The sequence below is a fragment of the Pseudomonas sp. NBRC 111131 genome, from assembly GCF_001320525.1.
GTDB classification, from domain to species: Bacteria; Pseudomonadota; Gammaproteobacteria; order Pseudomonadales; family Pseudomonadaceae; genus Aquipseudomonas; species Aquipseudomonas ceruminis.
The window spans coordinates 1-23809 of the sequence record NZ_BCBH01000038.1 but is presented as its reverse complement, the minus strand read 5'-3'; the positions used below and the strand labels follow the sequence as shown (position 1 = coordinate 23809).

The 23809-nt window shown below is 60.6% G+C and carries 26 protein-coding genes and 1 pseudogene; 13 read left to right on the top strand and 14 right to left on the bottom strand.

The window, feature by feature from the left end:
- Positions 1–18: 18 nt before the first annotated feature.
- Entirely contained in the window at positions 19–393 is a 375-nt protein-coding gene (locus APH34_RS24405) for a hypothetical protein (protein ID WP_054903311.1), read from the bottom strand.
- A gap of 200 nt (positions 394–593) precedes the next feature.
- Between APH34_RS24405 and APH34_RS24400 the strand changes: the two genes are divergently transcribed.
- Positions 594–2906: an acylase gene (locus APH34_RS24400; protein ID WP_054903310.1), complete on the top strand. Its 2313-nt coding sequence runs from the start codon at positions 594–596 to the stop codon at positions 2904–2906.
- A gap of 196 nt (positions 2907–3102) precedes the next feature.
- Here APH34_RS24400 and APH34_RS24395 read toward each other — a convergent pair whose 3' ends face one another.
- Positions 3103–3825 carry a UDP-2,3-diacylglucosamine diphosphatase gene (locus tag APH34_RS24395; RefSeq protein ID WP_054903309.1) on the bottom strand — a complete coding sequence of 241 codons (723 nt, stop codon included), beginning with the start codon at positions 3823–3825 and terminating at the stop codon, positions 3103–3105.
- Positions 3822–4322, bottom strand: a complete 501-nt coding sequence (locus APH34_RS24390; protein WP_054903308.1) for a peptidylprolyl isomerase — start codon at positions 4320–4322, stop codon at positions 3822–3824. Before APH34_RS24390 ends, APH34_RS24395 begins: the two co-directional genes overlap by 4 nt.
- 235 nt (positions 4323–4557) lie before the next feature.
- Between APH34_RS24390 and APH34_RS24385 the strand changes: the two genes are divergently transcribed.
- Positions 4558–6261 carry a glutamine--tRNA ligase/YqeY domain fusion protein gene (locus APH34_RS24385; protein ID WP_054903307.1) on the top strand — a complete coding sequence of 568 codons (1704 nt, stop codon included), beginning with the start codon at positions 4558–4560 and terminating at the stop codon, positions 6259–6261.
- 9 nt (positions 6262–6270) lie between these two features.
- Entirely contained in the window at positions 6271–7653 is a 1383-nt protein-coding gene (gene cysS / locus APH34_RS24380) for a cysteine--tRNA ligase (protein WP_054903306.1), read from the top strand.
- A gap of 35 nt (positions 7654–7688) precedes the next feature.
- On the opposite strand, the gene APH34_RS24375 is transcribed toward cysS, so the two are convergent.
- From APH34_RS24375 to APH34_RS24355, 5 genes are all read right to left on the bottom strand, one after another.
- On the bottom strand, positions 7689–9080 hold the full coding sequence (locus tag APH34_RS24375) for a HAMP domain-containing sensor histidine kinase (RefSeq protein ID WP_054903305.1): 1392 nt from the start codon (positions 9078–9080) through the stop codon (positions 7689–7691).
- Complete coding sequence (locus APH34_RS24370) at positions 9058–9738, bottom strand: response regulator transcription factor (RefSeq protein ID WP_054903334.1); 681 nt, start codon at positions 9736–9738, stop codon at positions 9058–9060. The genes APH34_RS24375 and APH34_RS24370 overlap by 23 nt, the downstream gene beginning before the upstream one ends.
- A gap of 179 nt (positions 9739–9917) precedes the next feature.
- Positions 9918–10937, bottom strand: coding sequence for a branched-chain amino acid aminotransferase (locus tag APH34_RS24365; protein ID WP_054903304.1), 1020 nt, complete (start codon positions 10935–10937; stop codon positions 9918–9920).
- 140 nt (positions 10938–11077) lie between these two features.
- Positions 11078–11464: a hypothetical protein gene (locus APH34_RS24360; protein WP_054903303.1), complete on the bottom strand. Its 387-nt coding sequence runs from the start codon at positions 11462–11464 to the stop codon at positions 11078–11080.
- Positions 11461–11838, bottom strand: a complete 378-nt coding sequence (locus APH34_RS24355) for a glyoxalase superfamily protein (RefSeq protein WP_054903302.1) — start codon at positions 11836–11838, stop codon at positions 11461–11463. Before APH34_RS24355 ends, APH34_RS24360 begins: the two co-directional genes overlap by 4 nt.
- A gap of 270 nt (positions 11839–12108) precedes the next feature.
- On the opposite strand from APH34_RS24355, the gene APH34_RS24350 reads away from it, so the two are divergent.
- From APH34_RS24350 to ureG, 8 genes are read left to right on the top strand one after another with little or no spacing between them, the layout of a single operon-like run.
- Positions 12109–12942, top strand: coding sequence for an urease accessory protein UreD (locus APH34_RS24350; RefSeq protein WP_054903301.1), 834 nt, complete (start codon positions 12109–12111; stop codon positions 12940–12942).
- Between the two features lie 9 nt (positions 12943–12951).
- Positions 12952–13254: an urease subunit gamma gene (locus tag APH34_RS24345; RefSeq protein WP_054903300.1), complete on the top strand. Its 303-nt coding sequence runs from the start codon at positions 12952–12954 to the stop codon at positions 13252–13254.
- A gap of 19 nt (positions 13255–13273) precedes the next feature.
- Positions 13274–13591, top strand: a complete 318-nt coding sequence (locus tag APH34_RS24340) for an urease subunit beta (protein WP_054903299.1) — start codon at positions 13274–13276, stop codon at positions 13589–13591.
- Positions 13588–15291: an urease subunit alpha gene (ureC, locus tag APH34_RS24335; protein ID WP_054903298.1), complete on the top strand. Its 1704-nt coding sequence runs from the start codon at positions 13588–13590 to the stop codon at positions 15289–15291. The genes APH34_RS24340 and ureC overlap by 4 nt, the downstream gene beginning before the upstream one ends.
- Before the next feature lie 10 nt (positions 15292–15301).
- Positions 15302–15781: an urease accessory protein UreE gene (ureE, locus tag APH34_RS24330; protein WP_054903297.1), complete on the top strand. Its 480-nt coding sequence runs from the start codon at positions 15302–15304 to the stop codon at positions 15779–15781.
- Positions 15782–15802: 21 nt separating this feature from the next.
- Positions 15803–16348 carry a HupE/UreJ family protein gene (locus APH34_RS24325; RefSeq protein WP_054903296.1) on the top strand — a complete coding sequence of 182 codons (546 nt, stop codon included), beginning with the start codon at positions 15803–15805 and terminating at the stop codon, positions 16346–16348.
- Entirely contained in the window at positions 16348–17022 is a 675-nt protein-coding gene (locus APH34_RS24320; RefSeq protein WP_054903295.1) for an urease accessory protein UreF, read from the top strand. Before APH34_RS24325 ends, APH34_RS24320 begins: the two co-directional genes overlap by 1 nt.
- 11 nt (positions 17023–17033) lie before the next feature.
- Positions 17034–17657, top strand: coding sequence for an urease accessory protein UreG (gene ureG / locus APH34_RS24315; protein WP_054903294.1), 624 nt, complete (start codon positions 17034–17036; stop codon positions 17655–17657).
- 3 nt (positions 17658–17660) lie between these two features.
- Here ureG and APH34_RS24310 read toward each other — a convergent pair whose 3' ends face one another.
- Together APH34_RS24310 and APH34_RS24305 are read right to left on the bottom strand one after the other, a co-directional pair.
- A complete protein-coding gene (locus APH34_RS24310; RefSeq protein ID WP_054903293.1) occupies positions 17661–18392 on the bottom strand; it encodes a thioredoxin family protein in 732 nt (243 codons plus the stop codon).
- A gap of 106 nt (positions 18393–18498) precedes the next feature.
- Complete coding sequence (locus APH34_RS24305) at positions 18499–19158, bottom strand: HAD family phosphatase (RefSeq protein ID WP_054903292.1); 660 nt, start codon at positions 19156–19158, stop codon at positions 18499–18501.
- A 180-nt stretch (positions 19159–19338) separates the two neighbouring features.
- Between APH34_RS24305 and APH34_RS28960 the strand changes: the two are divergent.
- A pseudogene (locus APH34_RS28960) lies at positions 19339–19794 on the top strand (IS110 family transposase); the annotation flags it as partial.
- Positions 19795–20027: 233 nt separating this feature from the next.
- Here APH34_RS28960 and APH34_RS30440 read toward each other — a convergent pair.
- Genes APH34_RS30440 through APH34_RS28945 form a run of 4 tightly spaced genes read right to left on the bottom strand, consistent with a single transcriptional unit; the run spans position 20028 to position 22991 of the window.
- The gene (locus APH34_RS30440; protein WP_082422879.1) at positions 20028–20588 is read right to left on the bottom strand and encodes an NIPSNAP family protein; all 561 of its coding nucleotides are present in this window, start codon (positions 20586–20588) and stop codon (positions 20028–20030) included.
- Positions 20589–20612: 24 nt separating this feature from the next.
- A complete protein-coding gene (locus tag APH34_RS24300) occupies positions 20613–21365 on the bottom strand; it encodes an SDR family oxidoreductase (protein ID WP_054903291.1) in 753 nt (250 codons plus the stop codon).
- A gap of 14 nt (positions 21366–21379) precedes the next feature.
- Positions 21380–22189: an aspartate dehydrogenase gene (locus APH34_RS28950; RefSeq protein ID WP_082422878.1), complete on the bottom strand. Its 810-nt coding sequence runs from the start codon at positions 22187–22189 to the stop codon at positions 21380–21382.
- Positions 22182–22991: an alpha/beta fold hydrolase gene (locus APH34_RS28945; RefSeq protein ID WP_082422877.1), complete on the bottom strand. Its 810-nt coding sequence runs from the start codon at positions 22989–22991 to the stop codon at positions 22182–22184. The genes APH34_RS28950 and APH34_RS28945 overlap by 8 nt, the downstream gene beginning before the upstream one ends.
- 407 nt (positions 22992–23398) lie before the next feature.
- On the opposite strand from APH34_RS28945, the gene APH34_RS24295 reads away from it, so the two are divergent.
- Positions 23399–23809, top strand: a 411-nt coding sequence (locus tag APH34_RS24295) for a transporter substrate-binding domain-containing protein (RefSeq protein WP_156358122.1), incomplete at its 3' end; no start/stop codon positions are given.

The following is a 23809-nucleotide window of genomic DNA, read 5'->3' as shown; positions in this document are numbered from 1 at the left end:
AGCTGGCCGGCCATGCGTTCAGCGCGGGCAGGGCTGCTCCAGCACAGCGCGCGCTTGCGGGTTGAGGCTGTAGCATTTGTCGCTGCCCAGGCTGATGACGCCTTCTGCGCAGAGCCGCTTGAGTACCTCGCGCACACTGAGAAACGACAGTGGTATGTCCAGTTGCTCCAGCTGCGCGTGGACGCCACGCACGCCAATGCTGCGACCGGTACGGTCGGCGCTGTGCAGGGCGTCGATCACCTTCAGGCGGATCAGGCTGGTGCGCAGGCCATAGCTGCGCAGCAGCTCACGAATCTGCTCGTTGCCGACACGTTCTTCCCCGCAGGCGTCCTGCCCATTGGCCGCCTTGGCCGGGGCGCGCCCGGTCTGCAACGAGGGTTGCGGGTTGTACATGTGAATGCTCCTTTTCGTGGACTGTCCCGAAACGTGGGTGCCTCACTTACTAGGACGAATGAGAACGGCAAATCTGCAGCCTTTGCGTAAAAAAGATTGTTCACCGCTCTCATAAAGACGGTTCTACTTGTCAGCGCGCGTAAAATTTTCATTCAGCCATTCGTCTGATCGGGAATGAACCCTGAATCCGAGGAGTGCCTGTGTTCTCAATTTCGCGTCCTTTGACCTGCGCTGGGGTAGCGGCTGCGCTGGTTGCTGCCAGCATTGCCGCGCAAGCGCGGGAAAGCTCTGCTGATGCCAGCGCGCAGATTCGTCGCACCAGCTTCGGGGTGCCGCACATCGTGGCCAAGGATGAGCGTGGTCTGGGTTACGGTATCGGTTATGCCTACGCCCAGGACAACCTGTGCCTGCTCGCCAATGAGGTGCTGACGGTCAACGGTGAACGCTCCCGGTATTTTGGTGCCCAGGCTCAGACCCTTGAGCAGCGCGACAACCTGGCCAGCGACCTGTTCTTCACCTGGCTCAACACACCGACTGCGGTGAGCGGCTTCCTTCAGGCCCAGCCAGCCCCCGTGCGCGACTTGCTCGAGGGCTATGCCAGCGGGTTCAACCGTGCCCTGGCCGAGCGCCGCAGCCAAGGGCTGCCGGCAGAGTGCGGGGATGGCCAATGGCTGCGGCCGATCACCAGCCTGGATCTGGTAAAGCTGACCCGTCGGCTGCTGGCCGAGGGCGGTATTGGCCAGTTTGCCGAGGCGCTGGCGGCAGCGCAGCCGCCGCAGTTGGCGAGCCAGCACCCGCTGCCCGGCTTTGGCGCCGCCTTGGCCCAGCAGCAACGCTTCGCATCGCAGCGGGGCAGCAACGCGGTCGCAATTGGCGCGCAACGCTCGGCCAATGGTCGCGGTCTGCTGCTGGCCAACCCGCATTTCCCGTGGATGGGCGGGATGCGTTTCTACCAGATGCAGTTGACCATTCCTGGCCAAATGGATGTGATGGGCGCGGCGCTGCCCGGCCTGCCGGTGGTGAACATCGGTTTCAACCGGCACCTGGCCTGGACCCACACAGTCGATACCTCCAAGCACTTCACCCTCTACCGCCTGCAACTGGACCCCAAGGACCCAACCCGCTATCTGCTCGATGGCCAGTCGTTACCGCTGGCCCGGCAGACCGTAAGCGTTACGGTCAAGGCTGACGACGGTACGTTGAGCCAGCTAACGCGTCAGGTCTACAGCTCGAATTTCGGGCCCATCGTACAGTGGCCAGGCCGGCTGGACTGGGACAATACCGTTGCCTACAGCCTGCGCGACGCCAACCTGGACAATACCCGTGTGCTGCAGCAGTGGTACCGCATCAACCAGGCCGACAGCCTGGATGCCCTCAAGGGTTCGATCGGACAACTGCAAGGCATACCCTGGGTCAATACCCTGGCCGTCGATGCCGATGGCCGGGCGCTGTACCTGAACCAGTCGGTGGTGCCCTACGTGGACCAGCCGCTGTTGAACCAATGCGGCAACCCGGCCGCGCCAGAGCCCCTGGTGGTGTTGGATGGTTCGCGCAGCGCCTGCCACTGGAAGGTCGATGCGCAGGCGGCGCAGCCTGGCATCTTTCCTGCGCACCTGCTGCCGAGCCTTGAGCGCAGCGACTTCGTGCAAAACTCCAACGACCCAGCCTGGATGGTCAACCCGGCGCAGCCCTTGACGGGCTATTCGCCCCTGGTCAGCCGCAATGACCAGCCATTGGGCATGCGGGGCCGCTTCGCGCTGGAGCGGCTGCAAGGCAAGGCCAAGGTTGGCGTCGATGATTTGCAGAACATGGTGCTGGATGACGAGGTCTACCTGGCCCGCCTGGTGCTGCCGGACCTTCGCCAGTGGTGCAAAGGTGCCCAAACCGATGTGCAGGCCCTGTGCGCGAGCCTGTCGGCCTGGAACGGCAAGGCTGACCTGAACAGTGGCATCGGCCTGGTGCATTTCCAGAACATGGTCGACGCCCTGGCCGAGCACCCGGACAGTTGGCGTGTGGCGTTTGACCCGGCTGACCCGCAGCACACCCCCCGCGGGCTGGCGGTAGAGCAGGCGGCGGTACGCAAGCTGCTGCACGAGGCGGCACTGGCTTCATTGCAGCAAGTGGCGCAGGACGGTGTTGACGAGGGCAGTCAATGGGGGCAAGTGCAACAGGCGCTCGATGGCACGCCGGTGCCAGGCGGCCCGCAGGAACTGGGGGTATACAACGCCATCTTCAGCGTGCCGCACGGGCCGGGCAAACGTCTGGTGGTCAGCGGTACCAGCTACTTGCAACTGGTCAGCTTCACCGAGCAGGGGCCACAGGCGCGCGGGCTATTGGCATTCTCGCAGTCAAGCGAGGCCGCTTCGGCCCATTCGAGTGACCAGACCCGGGCGTTTTCAGCCAAGCAGTTGGCGCCGATTCCGTTCACCGAGGCACAGATCAAGGCGGACCCTGAGTATCGGCAGTATGTGATCAGCGAGCAGGACAAGGGGGCCGTGGCAATTCGGCCCTGAGTTGAGCGCCTGTCTCGGCCCTATCGCCGATAACGCGCAAGCCTGAACAGGGTTGAGGTGGGAGCGGGCTTGCCCCGCGAACACAGGCGACGCGGTGGTTGGCACCGGCTTCGCGTGTTCGCGGGGCAAGCCCGCTCCCACAGCGTCAACTTTCAGAAGGCGAGTCTGGAGGGCCGGTATGGCCAAGCGATCCCCTTCAGGAAAACTCGAACGGCTCAAGCTGGAAGCCTTGCGGATCCACCTGCAGGGTCCAGCCGCGACGGTCCCAGTCCCCCAGCACGATGCGCCGGGCCGGTTCGCCATTGACCACCAGCTTGTGGATCGCCGGCCGATGGGTGTGGCCATGCACCAGCGTTTTCACTCCGTGCGCCGCCATCACCTTTGGCACCTCCTCCGGCGTGACGTCGACAATTTCCGTCGCCTTCATGCGCACCTGGGCGCGGCTCTCGCTGCGCAGCTTGCGCGCCAGTTTCTGTCGGGTGGAAAGCGGCAGGTGCCGCAAAATCCAAAGGCTCACTGGATTACGCAGGTAACGGCGCATTTTCAGGTAGGCGACATCGCGGGTGCACAGGGTGTCACCGTGCATCAGCAACACTCGTTCGCCGCCCAGGGTGACCACGCTCGGGTCGGCCAGCAGGGTGCAGCCGGCGGCCTTGCAGAAGTCCTGGCCAATCAGGAAATCACGGTTGCCGTGCATCAAATACACCGCCGTGCCGCTGTCGCTCAGCTGGCGCAAGGCCTGGCAGATCGACTGCTGAAAGGGTGTCATGGCATCGTCGCCGATCCAGGCTTCGAAGAAGTCGCCCAGGATGTACAGTGCCGTGGCATGACGCGCGCGGCCGTCGAGCAGATCAAGAAACGCCCGGGTAATGTCCGGGCGTTCTTCTTGCAGGTGCAGATCGGAGATCAGCAGTATCACTCAATGATCTCGGCTTTCTCGATGATCACGTCGTCTTTCGGGACGTCCTGGTGGCCAGCCTTGGAACCGGTGGCGACCTTCTCGATGGCGTCGACCACTTCACGGCCTTCGGTCACTTCGCCGAATACCGCGTAGCCCCAACCCTGGACGTTCTTGCCGCTGTGGTTGAGGAAGTCGTTGTCGGAGGCGTTGATGAAGAACTGTGCGGACGCCGAGTGCGGCTCCATGGTGCGGGCCATGGCAATGCTGTACTTGGTGTTCTTCAGGCCGTTGTCGGCTTCGTTCTGGATGCTGGCGCGGGTCTTCTTCTGGCTCATGCCCGGCTCGAAGCCGCCGCCCTGGATCATGAAGCCCTTGATCACGCGGTGGAACACGGTGTTATTGAAATGACCGTCTTTGACGTATTCAACGAAGTTCTTAACAGTTTGTGGCGCTTTTTCGGCGTTCAATTGCAGGACGATATCGCCGTGATTGGTGCTCAGTTTGACTTTGGACATGCTGAAATTCGCTCTTTCAAGGCATTCGGAAATAGGCTGCGCAGGGCGCGTGTAATCACCTGACGCAGGATCGGGCGACCGCGGCACATGGCGCGCAGCGGCCATTTTGCACGGATCGCGATAAAACGCGCCAGTTTGTCGGTGTCCGGCTGTCAGCAGCTTGACTGCTTCGGCTATGATAGGCCCTTTGATTCAATCGGCCTACCCAGGCCGGACACGTGCATTCAAGGATCCTATGAGCAAGCCCACTGCCGACAACGCGCCCAACGCCGCTGCCAAAGGCGCCCCCGCTGTCCCTGCGAACTTCCTGCGGCCGATCATCCAGGCCGACCTGGACTCGGGCAAGCACAGCAGCATCGTCACCCGTTTCCCGCCGGAGCCTAACGGCTACCTGCACATCGGCCATGCCAAGTCGATCTGCGTCAACTTTGGCCTGGCCAAGGAGTTCGGCGGCGTCTGTCATCTGCGCTTCGACGACACCAACCCGGCCAAGGAAGACCAGGAATTCATCGACGCCATCCAGGCCGACGTCAAATGGCTGGGCTTCGACTGGGCCGGCGAGGTGCGCTTTGCCTCGGACTACTTCGACCAGCTGCACGACTGGGCCGTTGAACTGATCAAGCGTGGCAAGGCTTATGTCTGCGACCTGACCCCTGATCAAGCCAAGGAATACCGCGGCAGCCTGACCCAGCCTGGCAAGAACAGCCCGTTCCGCGACCGTAGCGTCGAAGAGAACCTGGACCTGTTCGCGCGTATGAAGGCGGGTGAGTTCAAGGACGGCGAGCGCGTACTGCGCGCCAAAATCGACATGGCCTCGCCCAACATGAACCTGCGCGACCCGATCCTGTACCGTATTCGCCATGCCCATCACCACCAGACCGGTGACAAGTGGTGCATCTATCCGAACTACGATTTTACCCACGGTCAGTCCGATGCCATCGAAGGCATCACCCACTCGATCTGCACCCTGGAGTTCGAAGGCCATCGCCCGTTGTACGACTGGTTCCTCGACAACCTGCCCGTGCCGGCGCACCCGCGCCAGTACGAGTTCAGCCGTCTGAACCTGAACTACACCATCACCTCCAAGCGCAAGCTCAAGCAGCTGGTGGACGAAAAGCACGTCAGTGCCTGGGACGACCCGCGCATGTCGACCCTGTCGGGCTTCCGCCGCCGTGGCTACACCCCGGCGTCGATCCGTAACTTCTGCGAGATGGTCGGTACCAACCGTTCCGATGGCGTAGTCGACATGTCGATGCTCGAGTTCAGCATCCGTGACGACCTGGACCGCAGCGCACCGCGCGCCATGTGCGTGCTGCGCCCGCTGAAAGTGGTCATTACCAACTATCCGCAAGGCCAGGTCGAGCAGCTCGAACTGCCGCGCCACCCGAAAGAAGACATGGGTGTACGCGTCCTGCCGTTTGCCCGTGAGTTGTACATCGACCGTGACGACTTCATGGAAGTGCCGCCTAAAGGCTACAAGCGCCTTGAGCCGGCCGGTGAAGTGCGCTTGCGCGGCAGCTACGTGATCCGCGCCGACGAGGCCATCAAGGACGCCGACGGCAACATCGTCGAACTGCGCTGCTCGTACGACCCGGACACCCTGGGCAAAAACCCTGAGGGCCGCAAGGTCAAGGGCGTGATTCACTGGGTGCCGGCCGAAGGCAGCGTCGAGTGCGAAGTGCGCCTGTACGACCGCCTGTTCCGTTCGCCGAACCCGGAAAAGACCGAGGAGGGCGGCAGCTTCCTGGACAACATCAACCCCGATTCGCTGCAGGTGCTCACCGGTTGCCGCGCCGAGCCGTCGCTGGGCCAGGCGCAGCCAGAAGACCGCTTCCAGTTCGAGCGGGAAGGCTACTTCTGCGCCGACCTCAAGGACAGCCAGCCGGGCCGCCCGGTGTTCAACCGCACCGTCACCCTGCGTGACTCCTGGGGCAGCTAAGGAATCGCCGTGCTTACCATCTACAACACGCTGAGCAAAACCAAGGAAGTCTTCAAGCCGCTCGATGGCAACAAGGTGCGCATGTACGTGTGCGGCATGACCGTGTACGACTACTGCCACCTGGGCCACGGCCGCAGCATGGTGGCGTTCGACCTGGTCACCCGTTGGCTGCGCAAGAGCGGCTACGACTTGACCTACGTGCGCAACATCACCGACATCGACGACAAGATCATCAACCGGGCCAACGAGAACGGTGAGTCGTTCGACGCGTTGACAGCCCGCATGATCGACGCGATGCACGAGGACGAACGCCGCCTGAACATCCTCAAGCCTGACCAGGAACCGCGAGCCACCGACCATATCGCCGGCATGCACGCGATGATCCAGACCCTGATCGACAAAGGCTATGCCTACGCGCCGGGCAACGGTGACGTGTACTACCGGGTTGGCAAGTTCGTCGGCTACGGCAAGCTGTCGCGCAAGAAGATTGAAGACCTGCGCATTGGTGCCCGCATCGAAGTTGACGAGGCCAAACAGGACCCGCTCGACTTCGTCCTGTGGAAAGGCGTCAAGCCGGGCGAGCCGTACTGGGATTCGCCGTGGGGCCCGGGCCGTCCGGGCTGGCACATCGAGTGCTCGGTCATGTCCACCTGCTGCCTGGGCGAGAGCTTCGACATCCACGGGGGCGGCAGCGATCTGGAGTTCCCGCACCACGAGAACGAGATCGCCCAGAGCGAGGCCGCCACAGGCAAGCAGTACGCCAACGCCTGGATGCACTGCGGCATGATCCGTATCAATGGCGAGAAGATGTCGAAGTCGTTGAACAACTTCTTCACCATCCGTGATGTGCTCGACAAGTATCACCCCGAGGTGGTGCGCTACCTGCTGGTGGCCAGCCACTACCGCAGCGCCATCAACTACTCCGAAGACAGCCTGCGTGATGCCAAGGGTGCTCTGGAGCGCTTCTACCACGCACTGCGCGGCTTGCCGCGGGTGGCGGCCAAGGGCGGTGAGGAATTTGTCGAGCGCTTCAGCGTGGCGATGAACGACGATTTCGGCACCCCGGAAGCCTGTGCCGTGTTGTTCGACCTGGTGCGCGAGATCAACCGCCTGCGCGACGGCGATGTCGAGGCCGCTGCCGGTCTGGCTGGCCGCCTGCGCGAGCTGGGGGATGTGCTGGGTGTGCTGCAACTGGAGGCCGATGACTTCCTGCGCGCCGGCGCCGAAGGCAAAGTCGACGCGGCTGAAGTCGAAGCCTTGATCCAGGCGCGCCTGCAGGCGCGGGCTGACAAGAACTGGGCCGAATCCGACCGTATCCGTGACCAGCTGACCGCCATGGGTGTGGTACTGGAAGACGGCAAGGGCGGGACGACCTGGCGTTTGGCCGACTGATCGAGCATTTGGGGCTGCCAGCGCAGCCCCAAATGTTATTTAGCCAGTGCCGCCAAGTGGCAATGCAAGACCAATTTGGCGCCGCCTAATTCGCTTTCCCCTACCTCAAGCCCGAAGCCATGCAGGTCAACGATCGCCGCAACGATCGAAAGCCCCAGCCCGAACCCTGGATGGCGGTGGCCCTCCTCACTGCGATAGAACCGCTTCAACACAGCGGTGCGCTCTTCTTCCGGAATGCCTGGCCCGCTGTCCTCGATGGCGATATGAACGCCCAGTTCATCCTGTGTGGCCGTAATGGCTACCCGGCCGCCTTCCGGCGTGAACTTGATGGCATTGCCGACCAAATTGGCCAGCGCCTCGAACAGCAATTCGCGGTCACCGTGCAGGGCGGTCAACTGCCCTGGTTGCTGCAGGTACAGGCGAATACCGCCATCCTCGGCCAGCGGCAGGTAGAAGTCGTGCAGCTCCACCAGCAGGTCGTGCGGGTCTAGCTCAACGAAGCCGGCTCGACGTTGGCGGTCCTCCAGCTCACTGATGCGCAACAGGCCGCGGAAACGGGCCATCAAGGTATCAGTCTCACCAATCGCCTGGTCCAGCGCCTCAGCTTGTGGTGAGTCGAACTCGCTCTGTTGGCGAATGCGGTAGAGCTGCGCGCGCAAGCGGGTCAGTGGTGTACGCAGGTCATGGGCGATGTTGTCGCACACGCCCTTGACCTCGTGCATCAGCCGTTCGATACGGTCGAGCATGGCGTTGACGATAGCCGCCAGCATGTCCAGTTCGTCGCGCCGGGCCGATAGCGGCAGGCGGTGGGTGAGGTCGCCGGCAACGATCAGTTCGGCCTGTGCCTGGATGGCGCGAATGCGCTTTAAAGGCCGGCGGCGCAACAAGTACCAGCCGGCGAAACCCGGTATCAGGGTCAGCGAGATGCCCCATAACAGCGCGTGCAGAATGATGCGCGTGACCACGAACAGCGACCCATTGTCCCGGAACAGGACCAGCCAGCGGCCATCCTGCACCTTGATCGCCACGGCATCGCAGCTGTCACGTGGCATGTGCGGGTCGTCGGCGTCCAGGCAGCGTTTGAGCTCATGCACCTTGCCGTCCAGGCCCAGTTCCGGCGGAACGGCCCGGATACGCCCGCCGAGTGGGTTGAGCTGGGCGTCGAACAGGCCGTAGGCATCGAAGGCGCGTTCCTCGAAGGCCTGGCTGGCGATCAGGGCATCGTCCAGCTGCTTGCCGCTCATGTGCGCGAACAGGTGCTGGCGCTGCAACATGGAGTGGCGAGTAAGCTTGTTGAGGTAGCTGGTCACCTCGAAATACAGCACCCCCATGAGGATGCTGCTCCAGGCCACGAAGAGGAAGCTGTACAGTGCCAGCAGGCGACTGGTCGACGAACTCCAGCCCTTAGACGGGTTCAGCAATGGCATAGCCGGAGCCCCGTACGGTACGGATCAGCGGCGACTGCCCGGGGGAATCGATCTTCTTGCGCAGGCGGCCGATGTGCACGTCGATCAGGTTGGTGCCGGGGTCGAAGTGGTAGCCCCACACTTCCTCGAAGATCATCATCCGTGTGATCACCTGGCCGCTGTGGCGCATCAGGTACTCGAGCAGCTTGTATTCGGTGGGCAGCAGGTTGAGTGTCTGCTCGCCGCGGCGCGCTTCGTGGCTGATCAGGTCCAGTTGCAGGTCGGCGACCTGCAGGCGGGTCTGGGTCATCGGCACGCTGTTGCGTCGCAGCAACACTTCAACCCGTGCGGCCATCTCGTCGGAGGCGAAAGGCTTGGTCAGGTAGTCGTCGCCACCGGCCCGCAGCCCGCGTACGCGCTCATCGACGTCGGATAGCGCGCTGATCATCAGGATAGGTGTGGCAATCTTCAGGTTGCGCAGGGTCGTGACGATCGTCAGGCCATCGACCTCAGGCAACATACGGTCCAGGGTGATCAGGTCGTAGCCGCCGGCGATGGCTTTGGCCAGGCCTTCACGGCCATTGTCGGCCCAATCCACTTGCAGCCCGTGGCTGGTGAGTTCGGCGACGATTTCCTGGCCGGTAACGGCGTCGTCTTCGATGGTCAGTACGCGTGGCATGCTGGTTCCTGGGCGTCTAAAGGAGACTTGATTGTGCCAAAGAATAGCCAAACGGCGATTTAAGAAAAATTCATCTGGCCGCGCTTGCCTGCAGCGGCGCCATCGCCGGCACATTCGGCCAAAAAAAACGGGGCATGCCAAGCGCTGGCACACCCCGTCGTTCAACGTAGCGCAGTGTCTCAGGCGACCTTGACGATCCAGCCGGCTGGCGCTTCGACGTCACCGCTCTGGATGCCGGTCAGCTCGTTGTAGAGCTTCTGGGTGACCGGGCCGACCTTTTCCAGGTCGTGGAACACGTGCAGCTTGCCGTTGTACTCGATGCCACCGATCGGGGTGATCACTGCAGCGGTGCCGCAGGCGCCGGCTTCGATGAAGCGGTCGAGCTTGTTGATTTCGACATCGCCTTCGATCACGGTCAGGCCCAGGCGCGAGGACGCCAGTTCCATCAGCGAAAGGCGGGTGATGCCTGGCAGTACCGAAGCCGATTTAGGGGTGACGAATTCGTTGTTGGCGGTAATGCCGAAGAAGTTGGCCGAACCGACTTCCTCGATCTTGGTGTGGGTCAGCGGATCGAGGTAGATGGCATCGGCGAAGTTGGCCTTCTTGGCTTCAGCGCCTGGCTGCAGGCTGGCGGCATAGTTGCCACCGACCTTGGCCGCGCCAGTGCCTTGTGGGGCCGCACGGTCGAAGCTGGAAATCTGGAAGTTGTGCGGCTTCATGCCGCCTTTGAAGTACGAGCCAACCGGGATGGCGAACACCGAGAAGATGAACTCAGGGGCGGTGCGCACGCCGATGTTGTCGCCGGTACCGATTACGAATGGGCGCAGGTACAGGGCACCTTTACCGTGTGGCGGCACGAACTTCTCGTTGGCCTTGACCACTTGCTTGCAGGCCTCGATGAACACGTCGGTCGGCACGTGGGGCATCAGCAGGCGCGCACAGCTGCGCTGCATGCGCGCGGCATTCTGGTCGGGACGGAACAGGTTGATCGAGCCGTCTTTGCAACGGTAGGCCTTGAGGCCTTCGAAGCACTGCTGGCCATAGTGCAGGGCGGTTGAGCCTTCACTGATGTGCAGCACATTGTCTTCGGTCAGGGTGCCTTTGTCCCACTCACCATTGCGCCATACGGACAGGTAGCGCTTGTCGGTCTTGATGTAGTCGAAACCCAGCTTGTCCCAGTTAATGCTTTCGTTACTCATGACACCCTCGATTGTCTTGCAAGTGCCCGATCGCTCGGGCTGCTGTTATATGCGCACCACGCCACGATAATACATCCGTCGCAGATCGGGAACGGCCAGTCACGAATTGGTGCGGACGGTAGGTGGCTATAGGTGGGTTTTCAGCGGCCAGGGGATCGAACGCTGTTGCGGCTGGCCTCCAGCCGCCTGTTCCAATCGCCAGCATGGCTGCGTGCGCAGGCCTCTTCACTGTCGAAGCGCACATGCCAGGCGGGGTGATCCAGCTTCACACCCGCCTCGTCAAGCGCTTGGCAGGTCAACTTGAGCATGCGCACTTTCGCTGCTCCCGCCACAGCGGCAGCCTTGTCCGCCTCGCGCTCGAATACCCAGGTGATACGCAGGCTGGCGGGGAACTCGTCTGGGTCCAGGCGGTGCGTCAGCCAGGTGAAACCGACGATTTGCGCCTTGGCCGTTTCGCAGGCGTCGGTCAGGCAGGCGATCAATTCCCGCTCAAGGCGTGCCAGCTCGCGCTTGCCCAAGGCTTTCATTGTGCGGCCTCGCCATCAGTCTGCTGGCAGAAGCGCAGCAGGTTGCCGAACGGGTCGTGGATTTGCATCTGCAGTCCCCAGTCGACGCGCTCGGCCTGCGGGCGGGCGTAGCCGTACTGTTTGTCCTGTAGCTCGCGCTCCAGCGCCCGCAACGCATCGGTGCGGGCAAACACGGTCGAGCCGGGGCAGGCGTCGCCGTGGTGTTCGCTCAGGTGCAGGATCAGGCCGTCGCGGTGAATTTGCGCATACAGCGGAAGGTCTGGGCTGAAGCGGTGCTCCCAGTCCAGGGTGAAACCGAGAAAGTCGAGGTAGAACGCCTTGGCCTTGTCGACCGAAAAGATACGCAGGACCGGGATGGCGGGGGCGAGGGGCATGGCAGATCCTTGGCCGTTATCGATGCAGGACTGTACCGCAGCACTGAAACAGGGCCAAGCCCCAACCCCATTACCGGGCATCAGGCCATGGCGTGCCCTATGCCAGCGCCGACGATCAGAGATTTCATTTACCTTCACCTGCGTAGTTGGCCCGCTACCTGCTATATCCCCAGCATTCGAATTTGATCGAGTGGTCAGGCCAACCGCGCACCGGCGTGTTGCCCCGACCCTTATAACGGCCGTCAGGCCACGGATATCAGGGGCCGCAGGATGTCGCTCGCGGAGCAGATCGATTCACCGCAACCGGACCAAGGCTGGAGCGCCCACCTGCAGTTGCGCTTCGTCGAACGCCAGGGTGTGACCCGCCTTGGTGCGCGCCGCCATTACGGACCTCTTTTGGTGCAGCGCCCGTTCTATCCCGAAGGGGCACCGTGCCACGTCTATGTGCTGCACCCGCCAGGCGGCATCGTTGCCGGTGACCGGCTGGATCTGGACATCCACCTCGAACCCGGTAGCCATGCGTTGCTGACCATGCCCGGTGCGAGCAAGTTCTACCGCAGCATCGGCCCCACGGCATGGCTGACCCAACGCTTTCATCTGCAAGCGGGCAGTACGCTGGAGTGGTTGCCCCAGGACAGTATCTTCTTCTCCGGTGCCCGTGCCAGCCTCGACAGCCGTTTCACCCTCGCGCCCGGTGCACGCCTGCTGGCCTGGGAAACCCTGTGCCTGGGGCGGCCGGTGATGGCAGAGCGCTTCGAGCTTGGCGCTGTGGACAGCCGCTTGTGCATCGAGCTGCCCGACGACCCTGGCCTGCACGAACGTTTGCGTATCTGCGGCGGCCAGCTCGACAAGCTGGGGGGCTATCCGCTGGTGGCTACGTTCTGCGCGACGCCAGCAGACCAGACCGTACTGGAACAAGCCAGGCACCTGCTTGAGGAACATGGCACCCCTGCTGGCGCGACCTTGCTCGGCTCGCTGCTGGTAATCCGCCTGCTCGACCACGACAACCAACACCTGCAACACACCCTGCAGCGCCTCTGGCACGTGCTGCGGCCGGCCGTTCTCGGCCTGCCGGCGTGCCCGCCGCGCATCTGGGCCACCTGAGAGAGCGCCATGGAGCTGACCCCAAGAGAGAAAGACAAACTGCTGCTGTTTACCGCTGCGCTGCTGGCGGAACGGCGCCTGGCCCGTGGCCTACGGCTCAACTACCCGGAGGCGGTGGCGCTGATCAGCGCCGCGGTGCTTGAAGGGGCCCGCGATGGCCGCACGGTGGCCGAGTTGATGAGCCTTGGCCGCGAGGTCATCAGCCGCGAGCAGGTCATGGACGGTGTCGCCGAGATGCTCCATGACGTGCAGGTCGAGGCAACCTTTCCCGACGGCACCAAGTTGGTGACCGTGCATGACCCCATCGTCTGACCTGGCGCAGGAGCCCAGCATGATCCCAGGTGAAATTCAGGTTGCCGCCGGCGACATCGAACTCAACGTCGGCCGCGAAACAGTCAGCGTCAGCGTGGCCAACCATGGCGACCGCCCGGTGCAGGTCGGCTCGCATTACCACTTCTACGAGGTAAACGACGCACTGATGTTCGACCGCGAGCTTACCCGCGGCTTTCGCCTCGACATCCCGGCTGGCACCGCGGTGCGCTTCGAACCGGGCCAATCACGCACTGTGCAACTGGTGGCCTATGCCGGCAAGCGAGAGGTCTACGGCTTCCAGGGCAAGGTGATGGGCGCATTGGAGGGCAGGGCATGAGCCGTCTCTCGCGCCAGGCCTACGCCGACATGTTCGGGCCCACCGTAGGTGACCGTGTACGGCTGGCCGATACGGCGCTGTGGGTGGAAGTGGAGAAAGACTTCACGGTCTACGGTGAAGAGGTCAAGTTCGGCGGTGGCAAGGTCATCCGCGACGGTATGGGGCAAGGCCAGATGCTCGCCGCGCAGGCCATGGACCTGGTGTTGACCAATGCCCTGATCATCGACCACTGGGGTATCGTCAAGGCTGATATCGGCGTCAAGCACGGGCGTATCGCGGCAATCGGCAAGGCTGGCAACCCGGACGTGCAACCCGGCGTGACCGTGCCGGTCGGCCCTGGCACCGAAGTGATCGCGGCCGAAGGCAAGATCGTTACCGCAGGCGGCATTGACTCGCACATCCACTTCATCTGCCCGCAACAGGTGGAAGAGGCGCTGACCAGTGGCGTGACGACCTTCATTGGTGGTGGCACCGGGCCGGCCACCGGCACCAATGCCACCACCTGCACCCCGGGGCCCTGGTACCTGGCACGCATGCTCCAGGCCGCCGATTGCCTGCCCATCAATATCGGCCTGCTGGGCAAAGGCAATGCCTCGCAACCTGAAGCCCTGCGCGAGCAGATCACCGCCGGTGCGGTGGGCCTGAAGCTGCACGAGGACTGGGGTTCGACGCCGGCCGCCATCGACTGCTGCCTGGGTGTTGCCGAGGAAATGGACATTCAGGTGGCCATCCACACCGACACCCTCAATGAATCCGGCTGCATTGAAGATACTTTGGCCGCCATCGGCGATCGCACCATCCATACCTTCCATACCGAAGGCGCCGGCGGTGGCCACGCGCCGGACATCATCCGTGCGGCGGGGCAAGCCAATGTGCTGCCGTCCTCGACCAACCCGACCCTGCCGTACACGGTCAACACCGTCGATGAGCACCTCGACATGTTGATGGTCTGCCACCACCTGGACCCAAGCATCGCCGAAGACGTGGCCTTTGCCGAGTCGCGTATTCGCCGTGAAACCATCGCCGCCGAAGACATCCTGCACGATATGGGCGCCTTTGCCATGACCTCGTCCGATTCCCAGGCCATGGGCCGGGTCGGCGAAGTGGTGTTGCGGACCTGGCAGGTGGCGCACCAAATGAAGCTGCGCCGCGGCCCTTTGACGCCAGATAGCAGCTACAGCGACAACTTCCGGGTCAAACGCTACATCGCCAAGTACACCCTCAACCCGGCGCTCACCCATGGCATTGCCCATGAAGTGGGCTCGATCGAAGTGGGCAAACTGGCGGATATGGTGCTGTGGTCGCCGGCCTTCTTCGCGGTCAAGCCTGCCCTGGTCATCAAGGGCGGGATGATCGCCACCGCCCCCATGGGCGATATCAACGGCTCGATCCCGACCCCGCAGCCGGTGCACTACCGGCCGATGTTCGGCGCCCTCGGGGCGGCCCGCCATGCCACGCGCATGACCTTCCTGCCCCAGGCCGCCATGGACCAAGGGCTGGCACAGCAACTGGGGCTACAGAGCCTGATCGGCGTGGCCCACGGCTGCCGCCAGGTGCGTAAGGCCGACATGGTCCACAACACGCTGCAACCGGTGATCGAAGTCGACTCGCAAACTTACCAGGTGCGTGCCGACGGCGAGCTGCTGGTGTGCGAGCCGGCCCACGAACTGCCGCTGGCCCAGCGTTATTTCCTGTTCTGAAGGAGCGAAGATGATTGTTCTGACTCGGCGAATCGATGAAGCCGACACGGTCACCGGCACTGTCACCCTGAGCGTCGACAGCCGCATCAAGAGCCGCCTGCGCGTGGCCCTCGACGACGGCCGCGAGGCCGGCCTGATGCTCGAGCGCGGCCACCTGCTGCGCGGCGGCGAGCTGCTCGCCGATGCCAGTGGCAGCCAGGTGGTGCGTGTGCTCGCTGCACCCGAAGCGGTGTCGACGGTGCGCTGCAGCGACCCGCACCTGCTGGCTCGCGCTGCCTACCACCTGGGTAATCGCCACGTGCCCCTGCAGATCGAACCCGGCCTGCTGCGCTATCAGCACGACCATGTCCTCGACGACATGCTGCGCGGCCTGGGCCTGACGGTGGAAGCCGAACAGGCACCGTTCGAACCGGAAGCCGGCGCCTATCAGAGCGCGCCGCACAGCCACAACCACGGCCACGACCATCCGTTCGTGCGCCTGCCAGCCTGACCTGCCCCAAAGGAGCCAACCATGAAAAAGACTTTCGCCCTTGTGCTGCTGATGATCGCATTGCCAGCCTTCGCCCACCCTGGCCATGACAGCAACCCGCTGCACGATGGCTTGTTGCACCCGTTGACGGGCCTGGACCACCTCCTGATGCTGCTGGGCACCGGGGTGCTGGCGGCCTTGACCCGGCGCAACCTGACCCTGCCACTGGCGACCCTGGCGTCGATGTTCGCAGGTGCTGTGTGTGGCCACCTGTTTGGTGATGTGCTGGGTATGGAAACGATGATCGCCGCCTCCGTGCTGGTGGCTGCCGTCGCGGTGCTGCTGCCCAGCCGGCAGTTGCTGCTGGCGCTGGCCATGCCAGTGTTCGCCCTGTTCCATGGCTGGGCTCACGGCGTGGAAGCGACCCCGAGTGCGTTCTGGGTGTTCAGCGCTGGCTTCGTCACCGTCAGCGGCCTGCTGCTGGTAGCAGGCTTTGCCCTCGGTTGCCTGCTGCGCCGCCACAGCGGCCTGCAGAAAGCCTTCGGTGGCGGCATGCTGGCCGGCGCCGCGCTGGTGCTGGCCGGTTGATGAGCAGCGACCTGGCACTGCTGCGCCTGCTGCAGTTGGCCAGCCCCGGCCTGCCGGTGGGTGGCTTTACCTACTCACAAGGCCTGGAATGGGCCGTGGAGGCTGGCTGGGTGCGTGACACGGCCAGCTTTAGTGCCTGGCAGCATGAACAGCTGCACGACACCCTCTGTTATCTGGACTGGCCGGTCCTGGCGCGCCTGTACCACGCCTGCGAGGCTGACGATGCCGACGCCTTTGGTCGGTGGAGCCGCTTTCTATTGGCCAACCGGGAAACCGCCGAGTTGCGCCTTGAAGAGCAACAGCGTGGCGCAGCCCTGGCGCGGCTGCTCGACGGCTGGCAGTTGGGCCAGGCGCCGGCCTGGCGTGCCAGCCTGGAGCTCAGCCAGTTGGGTGGCCTGGCATGGCTTGCCGTGCACTGGTCGATCCCGCTGCGCCAGCTTGCCCTTGGGCATGCTTTCGCCTGGCTTGAAGGCGCGGTGATGGCCGGGGTCAAGCTGGTGCCGTTTGGTCAGCAGGCGGCGCAAACCCTGTTGCGCGACCTGGGCGCGGCCTTGCCCGATGTGCTCGACCAGGCCCTGGCCCTGGGTGATGAGCAGCTCGGTGGCGGCCTGCCGTTGCTGGCCATTGCTTCATCGCGTCACGAAACCCAATACACCCGTTTGTTCCGTTCCTGAGGACTGCCTACATGCAAAGCTATCAGCAACCCCTGCGCGTCGGTGTCGGCGGCCCGGTCGGCTCTGGCAAGACTGCGCTGCTCGAATGCCTGTGCAAGGCCATGCGCGATCACTACCAGATTGCCGTGGTCACCAATGACATCTACACCAAGGAAGACCAGCGCATCCTGACGGAGGCCGGCGCCCTGGAGCCCGAGCGCATCGTTGGCGTCGAAACCGGCGGTTGCCCGCACACGGCCATCCGTGAGGATGCCTCGATGAACCTGGCTGCCGTCGAAGCCCTGGCGCGCAAGTTCGGCAACCTGGAAGTGATCTTCGTGGAGAGCGGCGGTGACAACCTCAGCGCCACGTTCAGCCCCGAGCTGGCCGATCTGACCATTTACGTGATCGACGTGGCCGAAGGTGAGAAGATCCCGCGCAAGGGCGGCCCTGGCATCACCAAATCGGATTTCCTGGTGATCAACAAGACTGACCTGGCGCCCTATGTTGGTGCCTCGCTGGAGGTCATGGCGCGCGACACTCAGCGCATGCGCCCGGAGCGCCCATGGACGTTCAGCAACCTGAAGAAGGGCGAAGGCCTGCAGGCGGTGATCGACTTCATCGTCGAGCGGGGGATGCTCGGGGTGAGGGGCTGACCATCACGCGTCGTGGCAGCAGTGCGGCTTCCCGGTATGCCCCTCGTACCGATCGTGATGCCGCACCCAGTCCATGGTCCCGGCCTCATTGCGCCCCAGTGGCGCAATGTCGAGGAAGTTGTAGGTGTTGACCAGAATGTCCAGCCCGCGGGCATAGGTGGAGTAGGTGTGGTAGACCGTGCCGTCCGGGTCACGGTAGAAAGCGCTCAGCCCTGGCAGCTCGCTTTCGCTGCCGCTGTAAGGTTCGTAGTTGTACTGCCGTTCACCTTGGGTGCCGACGCTGACACCGAAGTCCTCATTGAAGCCGCTGCCGTGTGACGAGTACCAGGGGAAGCGCCAGCCCATGCGTTGGCGGAACGCCTGAAACTCGGGGTAAGGCGCGCGCGATACGGCGACCAGCGAAACATCGTGATGGGCCAGGTGCAGGTTGGCGCCGTCGAAGTGGTCGGCGAGAAAGGAACAGCCGGGGCAGCCCTCACTCCAGCCCTCGGCAAACATGAAGTGGTAGACCAGCAGCTGGCTGCGCCCGGCGAAAAGGTCGCTCAGTGACTGCTCGCCGCTCGCTCCGTGGAAACGGTAAGGCTGCTCGACCTTGACCCAGGGCAGGGCGCGGCGAGCGGCTGCCAGTTCGTCGCGTTGGTGGGTGAACGCTTTTTCGTGCAGCCACAGTTGGCGGCGGGCGGCTAGCCATTGACTGCGTGAGACGACTGCATGGCCTGTTGTCGAATTGCTCATGGCGGTTACTCCGCGCTTGGGGATTCAACAGTTGGTCGAGCCAGCGTGCGGGGATTCGACAGCAGAAACCCAATGGCGACGAATGGAGCCATGGCCAATAGGCGATTCAACCCTGCATCGCTTCGATCAACCGCCACAACCTCGGATCATCGAAATCATCCACCACCAGCTTCGCCCCTGCAGCCTGCAACCGCTCGGGTATCTGTGTAGTGGCGATGCCCACGGTAACGATACCGGCAGCGCTCGCAGCTTTTACGCCGGGTAACGAATCTTCGAATGCCAGCGCCTCACCGGCAACGGCGCCCAGGCGCTGAAGCCCGGTCAGGTAGGGTAAGGGGTCTGGCTTGGGTCGCTCCAGTTCATCGGCGACCACCACCTGTTCGAAGCGCGTGTTCAGGCCCATGGCGGCCAGCATGTGCTCGGCATTGAGCCGGGGCGCGTTGGTCACCACGCACATGCCAATCCCGCGGCTTTGGGCGTGCTCCAGCAGGCGCAGCAAGCCCGGCATGGGTTCAAGTGCAGGGGCCAGCTCGCGGAACAAGGCTTCCTTGCGGTCGGCCAGCGCCACGCGTTCCTGGTGGCTGGCATTCGGGAACAACTCGGCAAACAGTTGGCCATTGGCGCGCCCGCTGACCTGGGCATCGAACTCGGCCTGGGTCAGTTCACGACCGTCATAGTCGCGCAGCAACTGGCGGAAGGCCTGCAAATGCAGGGTATCGGTATCGGTCAGGGTGCCGTCTAGGTCAAACAACAGGGCAGTCAGCATCAGGTATCCAGGCAGTTGAAAAACACGTGCGAATGGATGATAGCGAAAGAGTCATCTTAAATAAATCTTCCAGTTTCTGGCTAGTCGATAATCTCGACATTACAATAATTTGCGTTCCAGTCGTCTCGCGGATTGTAAGATTTACTTATTGATTACGAGGTGAGGATTTAGTTGGGCTGGGATGCTGGAAATGCCGCACACGCGGCCTTCGCTGGTATTCGGACAGTTACCCCAAAAAACAAGGCGGCATGGTCGCATCGTTACGTGTGCTCAAGGTGTGTCGCAAGACTGCCATACAGGCCAGGCGCTTTACTAGGCACGTTGACCCGCATGCAACTGACCATAACACTGGGAGCATGGCGTCCAGATCTGTCAAGTTATCGTCAATTCGCGTCCGTCTACCGGATTACTCTAAAGTCGCTGGGGCGGCGTTATCTAGCACTGCATGACGAAAAAGCGGACTTAGATTTAATGATTGCAGCCTCGGTTGACGATCTTGCACGAGAATTGTTTTCCTCAGTCCAGGTCTCTTCAGGAAAGGTCACCCGACACCGCCTCAATTGAGGTGGTGATCGTGCCGCGAACAGTGCGCTGCATATCATCGTTATTGGATGGCTTTGGACAGACGCCCGAACTTAGGCTTCTACCCCACTAACACGGACACTTTCGAGTAAGCTCACATCGAGCCGAAGGGGTGTTGATGTCCAAGCGTAAAAAATACAGTCCCGAGATCACGCGGCCGCGAAGGTGAGAAGGCGTCCTTGGCCTCTCACCCAGTGCAATCCATTGATTACCGGCTGTTGGTCCATCCGCTATAAAATAACTGCTCAGCTAGGAGGACCAATTTAGATCTAAGGATCAAGCCATAGCTAAGCTTTGACGGAGAATAGCTTTCGTGTGCTGACAGACTTGATGCATTTTACGCCGTCTGCTGACTTCAGTGTTTCTATCTCCGCTATAAAGCTTTTATGGCTTAGGCAAAGAACTAAATTGGGATCTGGACATTCCGTTGTCCAAACGTATTTTTCCCCCAGTTTACCAGTAACGACTATAGCTGACCCGGGAACACAATCGTATGCATGCAGATACACAGGTTGACCAGAATCGCCGCTTATGACCGTGTGTATATCAAATTGTGGGTTTAGGAATTTTAGATCCTGACGATCAACGACCAATCTCGAGAGCGGCAAAAAATTATCTGTCCATCGGGGATCCTTTGAAAGCTGTGAACGAAGACTCGTTCGTTCGTCCAGTGAATCGTATTCCCATAAATGGAAGAACGTGAAGATTTGCTCGGCTTCTTCGACCCAGCAGCCCAACAAGCGACCGTGTTCATCTCCCCGTATTGGCATGCTTATGGTCCAAAACAGTTCTCGGTACTGATGCCAACCTTGGGGAGTAAGAGTATATTGACGTAATTCGTGAACCATAGCTTTATCTCCCGAAAGCGCGAATTACCAAGCGGTGTAACCACCATCCACAGTAAACATTGCACCTGTGGCGAACGACGACTCATCTGAAGCGAGGAACAGGATCATTGAGGCGATCTCACTGGGCTGTCCCATACGATTGACCGGCGAACGCGCTTCCAGTCCAGCGCGAAACGCTACACGATCTGGAACCTGTTCGAAAATTTTGTCGTAATAGCTAGACTCGATTACACCAGGTGCCACGCTGTTGATACGAATACCATCAGCAGCATGATCCAGCGCCATAGCCCGAGTCAGCGCCGCGACTCCCCCTTTAGCGGCAACATACGCTGCACGGTCTTTGATGCCCACCACCGAAATAGTTGACGCAATATTAACAATCGCAGGCTGCTTGCTCTTACGCAGGTAAGGAATAGCATATTTCGAGCATAGGAAAACCCCTTTGAGGTTAACATCGATCACGTCATCCCATGCGTTTTCATCCAGCGTCTCAACAGTACCTAAGCAACCAAAGCCAGCGTTATTGACAAGCACGTCCAGACCGCCAAAGCGCTCACAGGTTGCTGAGACCATCGCTTTAACATCTTCCGCCACCTTCACATCGCCTCCAACGGCGAACGCATTTTTACCAAGACGTTCGGCTACAGCCCTTGCAGCTGCGAAGTTGCGGTCAGCAACGACGACTTTGGCTCCCTCTTTTATGAACAGTTCGGCAGTGCTTTCACCAATGCCGGCACCCGCACCTGTGATGAGTGTGACTTTATCATTCAGTCTCATAAAATAAGTCTCGGCTAGATCAACTGTGGATTTAGGTATTTTTTCAAGGTCGCTTCGATGCTGAGAGCGGCGAGCCAAGAAGTTTTGGGATTGCTAGGCAGTGGGTTATTTTCGAGATGGATAGTAAAGCTGCCGAACTCACCAACTACTTGAAGTTCATGCACGTTTTTTATTACGGATGGGTCTGCGATCAAGATGACTTGGGTATCGTCGAAGCCAACCCCAGCTAGCGCTACAGCAGCGGTAACGTTTGCGTTCTTGGGATAGAGCATAGCGGCCTCTGATGCCGAACCCTCAAAGATAATCAAAGGTTCTTTTACTGCATTCAAATTGATTTTTTCCGAAGCAGGAGTTCCGCTCCAAGCTACTGGTGGTTTACGGCCTATATATTTGACGGAGGTTAATTCTGCCATACGACTTGATTGAAGGGCGTCGAGTCCTCCGATGGCTCCAGATACGACGATCATACGTGCAGCACCTGTTTCAGCCGCTGACTCTAAGGTCGAACGAAGTTTAGCGTCCCCCAGCGCACCGACCGAAACGATGACAACATCAATCCCACTGCGAAGCAGTGTTGGCACTAGTAGTTGCACAGCGTCATGGCCTGCACATTCGATAACCAAATCTGGACGCCAGTCCAGTAGATCTTGTGCTTTAGAGAAAATGCTTAAATTGTCTTGGGTGGTTATATTCTTTTCATTGTTGCGGACCAAGAAAGCAAATTCTGAACGTGGTGACAGCTCATATTTTATAGTATGGAAAACTCGATGCCCAATAGCACCGTTCCCAATAAATGCTATGCGTTTAGGAGTGGTCTTAATCATGTCGATTTATGAATCCCTTGATGAGCTTGGAGTAATCACATGGGTTAGTAATAGGCGTAAAGTGGCCTCCCAATAAACTACGGCGGATAGCTTGGGGTATTAGTCTTTGAAGTTCGTCTGCGTGGCATTGAGGTACTATCAAGTCATCTGGAGCATCGATGATTAGAGTTGGTAGTGATAGCCCAGGCAACTCACTAGCTCTCTGATAGTTTAGCAACATGTCTATACGCTCAGACTGTAGCAAATTAATCGCTAAGTTCCCCTGGCACCAAGCCGGCTTATGCGATGAAGCCAAATGTTGCTCAAACCATTCTGGTGAATATGCGAAAAGCTGTCCTATTAGCCTATAAGCATCAGCGCCGCTTACTTCAAGCAAATGCCTACGCAGCGCAAATAACTGCCTGAAACGGTGATTAGGCTGCGCCCAGGTACTGCTGAGGATCAATTCTCTGACACGGTCAGCATGGTCCAGTGCCAATGCTTGAGCTACCAAGCCACCTGTGGAGTGTCCTAAACACGTAAATCTATCTGCGCCGTACATGTCTGCAACAACCAGCACCGTATCAACGATTTTGCCGATGGATTGCGGACCGAAGCTCGTTGATTTCCCGACACCTGGATGATCAAACGTCACAACGCGGTGCGTTTCAGCGAACTCGGATGAAACCTTTCTCCAAAAATTGCCTTGCCCCCCTAACCCGGAGATCAGGATTAATAGCTCACCTTCGCCTTCAGCTACATAGTGAAGGTTCTTTTTCACGAGCTCATTAAATGACGGCGTAGAGGCCGCTGCCTTGTCCATGTGGAATCCTCGCAGAGCTGACAGACAGAACTGTAAACGATTACAATATGAGAAGTAAAGTGGTCCAATTCAGTGGTCGAGCTAGAGTTCTGATGAGTATAAAAATGCATGCACCTATTTGGTGCGAAATGAGGGTTTACACTCACGATACGCACGTTAATTGGGCATAAACGGTGGTAGAAAACTGTAAATTACTGCTTGGTTGGGAGGGATTACGCCCTATTAGCGGGTCATCGAAAGTTTGGCATGAATGCTGCTGAGACCGTAATCGTTTACACTTTCCGCCTGTGTGTTGTCGCTTGACCCTTCATCATTGATGCAGTTGATGGGGTAGAGCGACCGCGCCAGACGAGACGGTGACGGTTTGCGCGGAATACCTTCCAACAAGCGTTATGAGGAAAGCCACAATGAAGAAAATAACCGTAAAAGCTTCGGCACGTACGCTACTGATCGCGATGACAGCATCGGCTGTGTACAGCGGGGCAAGCTACGCTGATGCGACGCTTGATCGGATTTTGTCCACCAAAACGCTGAAATGCGGGGTGCAGCTGGATTTCCCTCCGGCCGGCTATCGGACTGCCAACGGTGAGATTGATGGTTACGATGTCGCTTATTGCAAAGACATGGCAAAAGCCCTAGGGGTCAATGCCGAGATAGTAGAGACAGCATCACCTGACCGTATTCCTGCCTTGGTCTCCAACCGGATTGACATATCTATCGCCTCTGCCTCAATTACACCAGCAAGGGCGTTGACCGTCGCATTCAGCCAGCCCTACGTGAGCTACAGTAACGTTGTGTTAACCCGCAAAGACTCAGGT

Excerpts from the sequence above, each read along its gene's own strand:
- APH34_RS24405 (WP_054903311.1), bottom strand. The coding sequence starts at position 393 with ATGTACAACCCGCAACCCTCGTTGCAGACCGGGCGCGCCCCGGCCAAG.
- APH34_RS24390 (WP_054903308.1), bottom strand. The coding sequence starts at position 4,322 with ATGTCCAAAGTCAAACTGAGCACCAATCACGGCGATATCGTCCTGCAA.
- APH34_RS24385 (WP_054903307.1), top strand. The coding sequence starts at position 4,558 with ATGAGCAAGCCCACTGCCGACAACGCGCCCAACGCCGCTGCCAAAGGC.
- APH34_RS24375 (WP_054903305.1), bottom strand. The coding sequence starts at position 9,080 with ATGCCATTGCTGAACCCGTCTAAGGGCTGGAGTTCGTCGACCAGTCGC.
- APH34_RS24370 (WP_054903334.1), bottom strand. The coding sequence starts at position 9,738 with ATGCCACGCGTACTGACCATCGAAGACGACGCCGTTACCGGCCAGGAA.
- APH34_RS24365 (WP_054903304.1), bottom strand. The coding sequence starts at position 10,937 with ATGAGTAACGAAAGCATTAACTGGGACAAGCTGGGTTTCGACTACATC.
- APH34_RS24360 (WP_054903303.1), bottom strand. The coding sequence starts at position 11,464 with ATGAAAGCCTTGGGCAAGCGCGAGCTGGCACGCCTTGAGCGGGAATTG.
- APH34_RS24355 (WP_054903302.1), bottom strand. The coding sequence starts at position 11,838 with ATGCCCCTCGCCCCCGCCATCCCGGTCCTGCGTATCTTTTCGGTCGAC.
- APH34_RS24350 (WP_054903301.1), top strand. The coding sequence starts at position 12,109 with ATGTCGCTCGCGGAGCAGATCGATTCACCGCAACCGGACCAAGGCTGG.
- APH34_RS24345 (WP_054903300.1), top strand. The coding sequence starts at position 12,952 with ATGGAGCTGACCCCAAGAGAGAAAGACAAACTGCTGCTGTTTACCGCT.
- APH34_RS24340 (WP_054903299.1), top strand. The coding sequence starts at position 13,274 with ATGATCCCAGGTGAAATTCAGGTTGCCGCCGGCGACATCGAACTCAAC.
- ureC (WP_054903298.1), top strand. The coding sequence starts at position 13,588 with ATGAGCCGTCTCTCGCGCCAGGCCTACGCCGACATGTTCGGGCCCACC.
- ureE (WP_054903297.1), top strand. The coding sequence starts at position 15,302 with ATGATTGTTCTGACTCGGCGAATCGATGAAGCCGACACGGTCACCGGC.
- APH34_RS24325 (WP_054903296.1), top strand. The coding sequence starts at position 15,803 with ATGAAAAAGACTTTCGCCCTTGTGCTGCTGATGATCGCATTGCCAGCC.
- APH34_RS24320 (WP_054903295.1), top strand. The coding sequence starts at position 16,348 with ATGAGCAGCGACCTGGCACTGCTGCGCCTGCTGCAGTTGGCCAGCCCC.
- ureG (WP_054903294.1), top strand. The coding sequence starts at position 17,034 with ATGCAAAGCTATCAGCAACCCCTGCGCGTCGGTGTCGGCGGCCCGGTC.
- APH34_RS24310 (WP_054903293.1), bottom strand. The coding sequence starts at position 18,392 with ATGAGCAATTCGACAACAGGCCATGCAGTCGTCTCACGCAGTCAATGG.
- APH34_RS24305 (WP_054903292.1), bottom strand. The coding sequence starts at position 19,158 with ATGCTGACTGCCCTGTTGTTTGACCTAGACGGCACCCTGACCGATACC.
- APH34_RS30440 (WP_082422879.1), bottom strand. The coding sequence starts at position 20,588 with ATGGTTCACGAATTACGTCAATATACTCTTACTCCCCAAGGTTGGCAT.
- APH34_RS24300 (WP_054903291.1), bottom strand. The coding sequence starts at position 21,365 with ATGAGACTGAATGATAAAGTCACACTCATCACAGGTGCGGGTGCCGGC.
- APH34_RS28950 (WP_082422878.1), bottom strand. The coding sequence starts at position 22,189 with ATGATTAAGACCACTCCTAAACGCATAGCATTTATTGGGAACGGTGCT.
- APH34_RS28945 (WP_082422877.1), bottom strand. The coding sequence starts at position 22,991 with ATGGACAAGGCAGCGGCCTCTACGCCGTCATTTAATGAGCTCGTGAAA.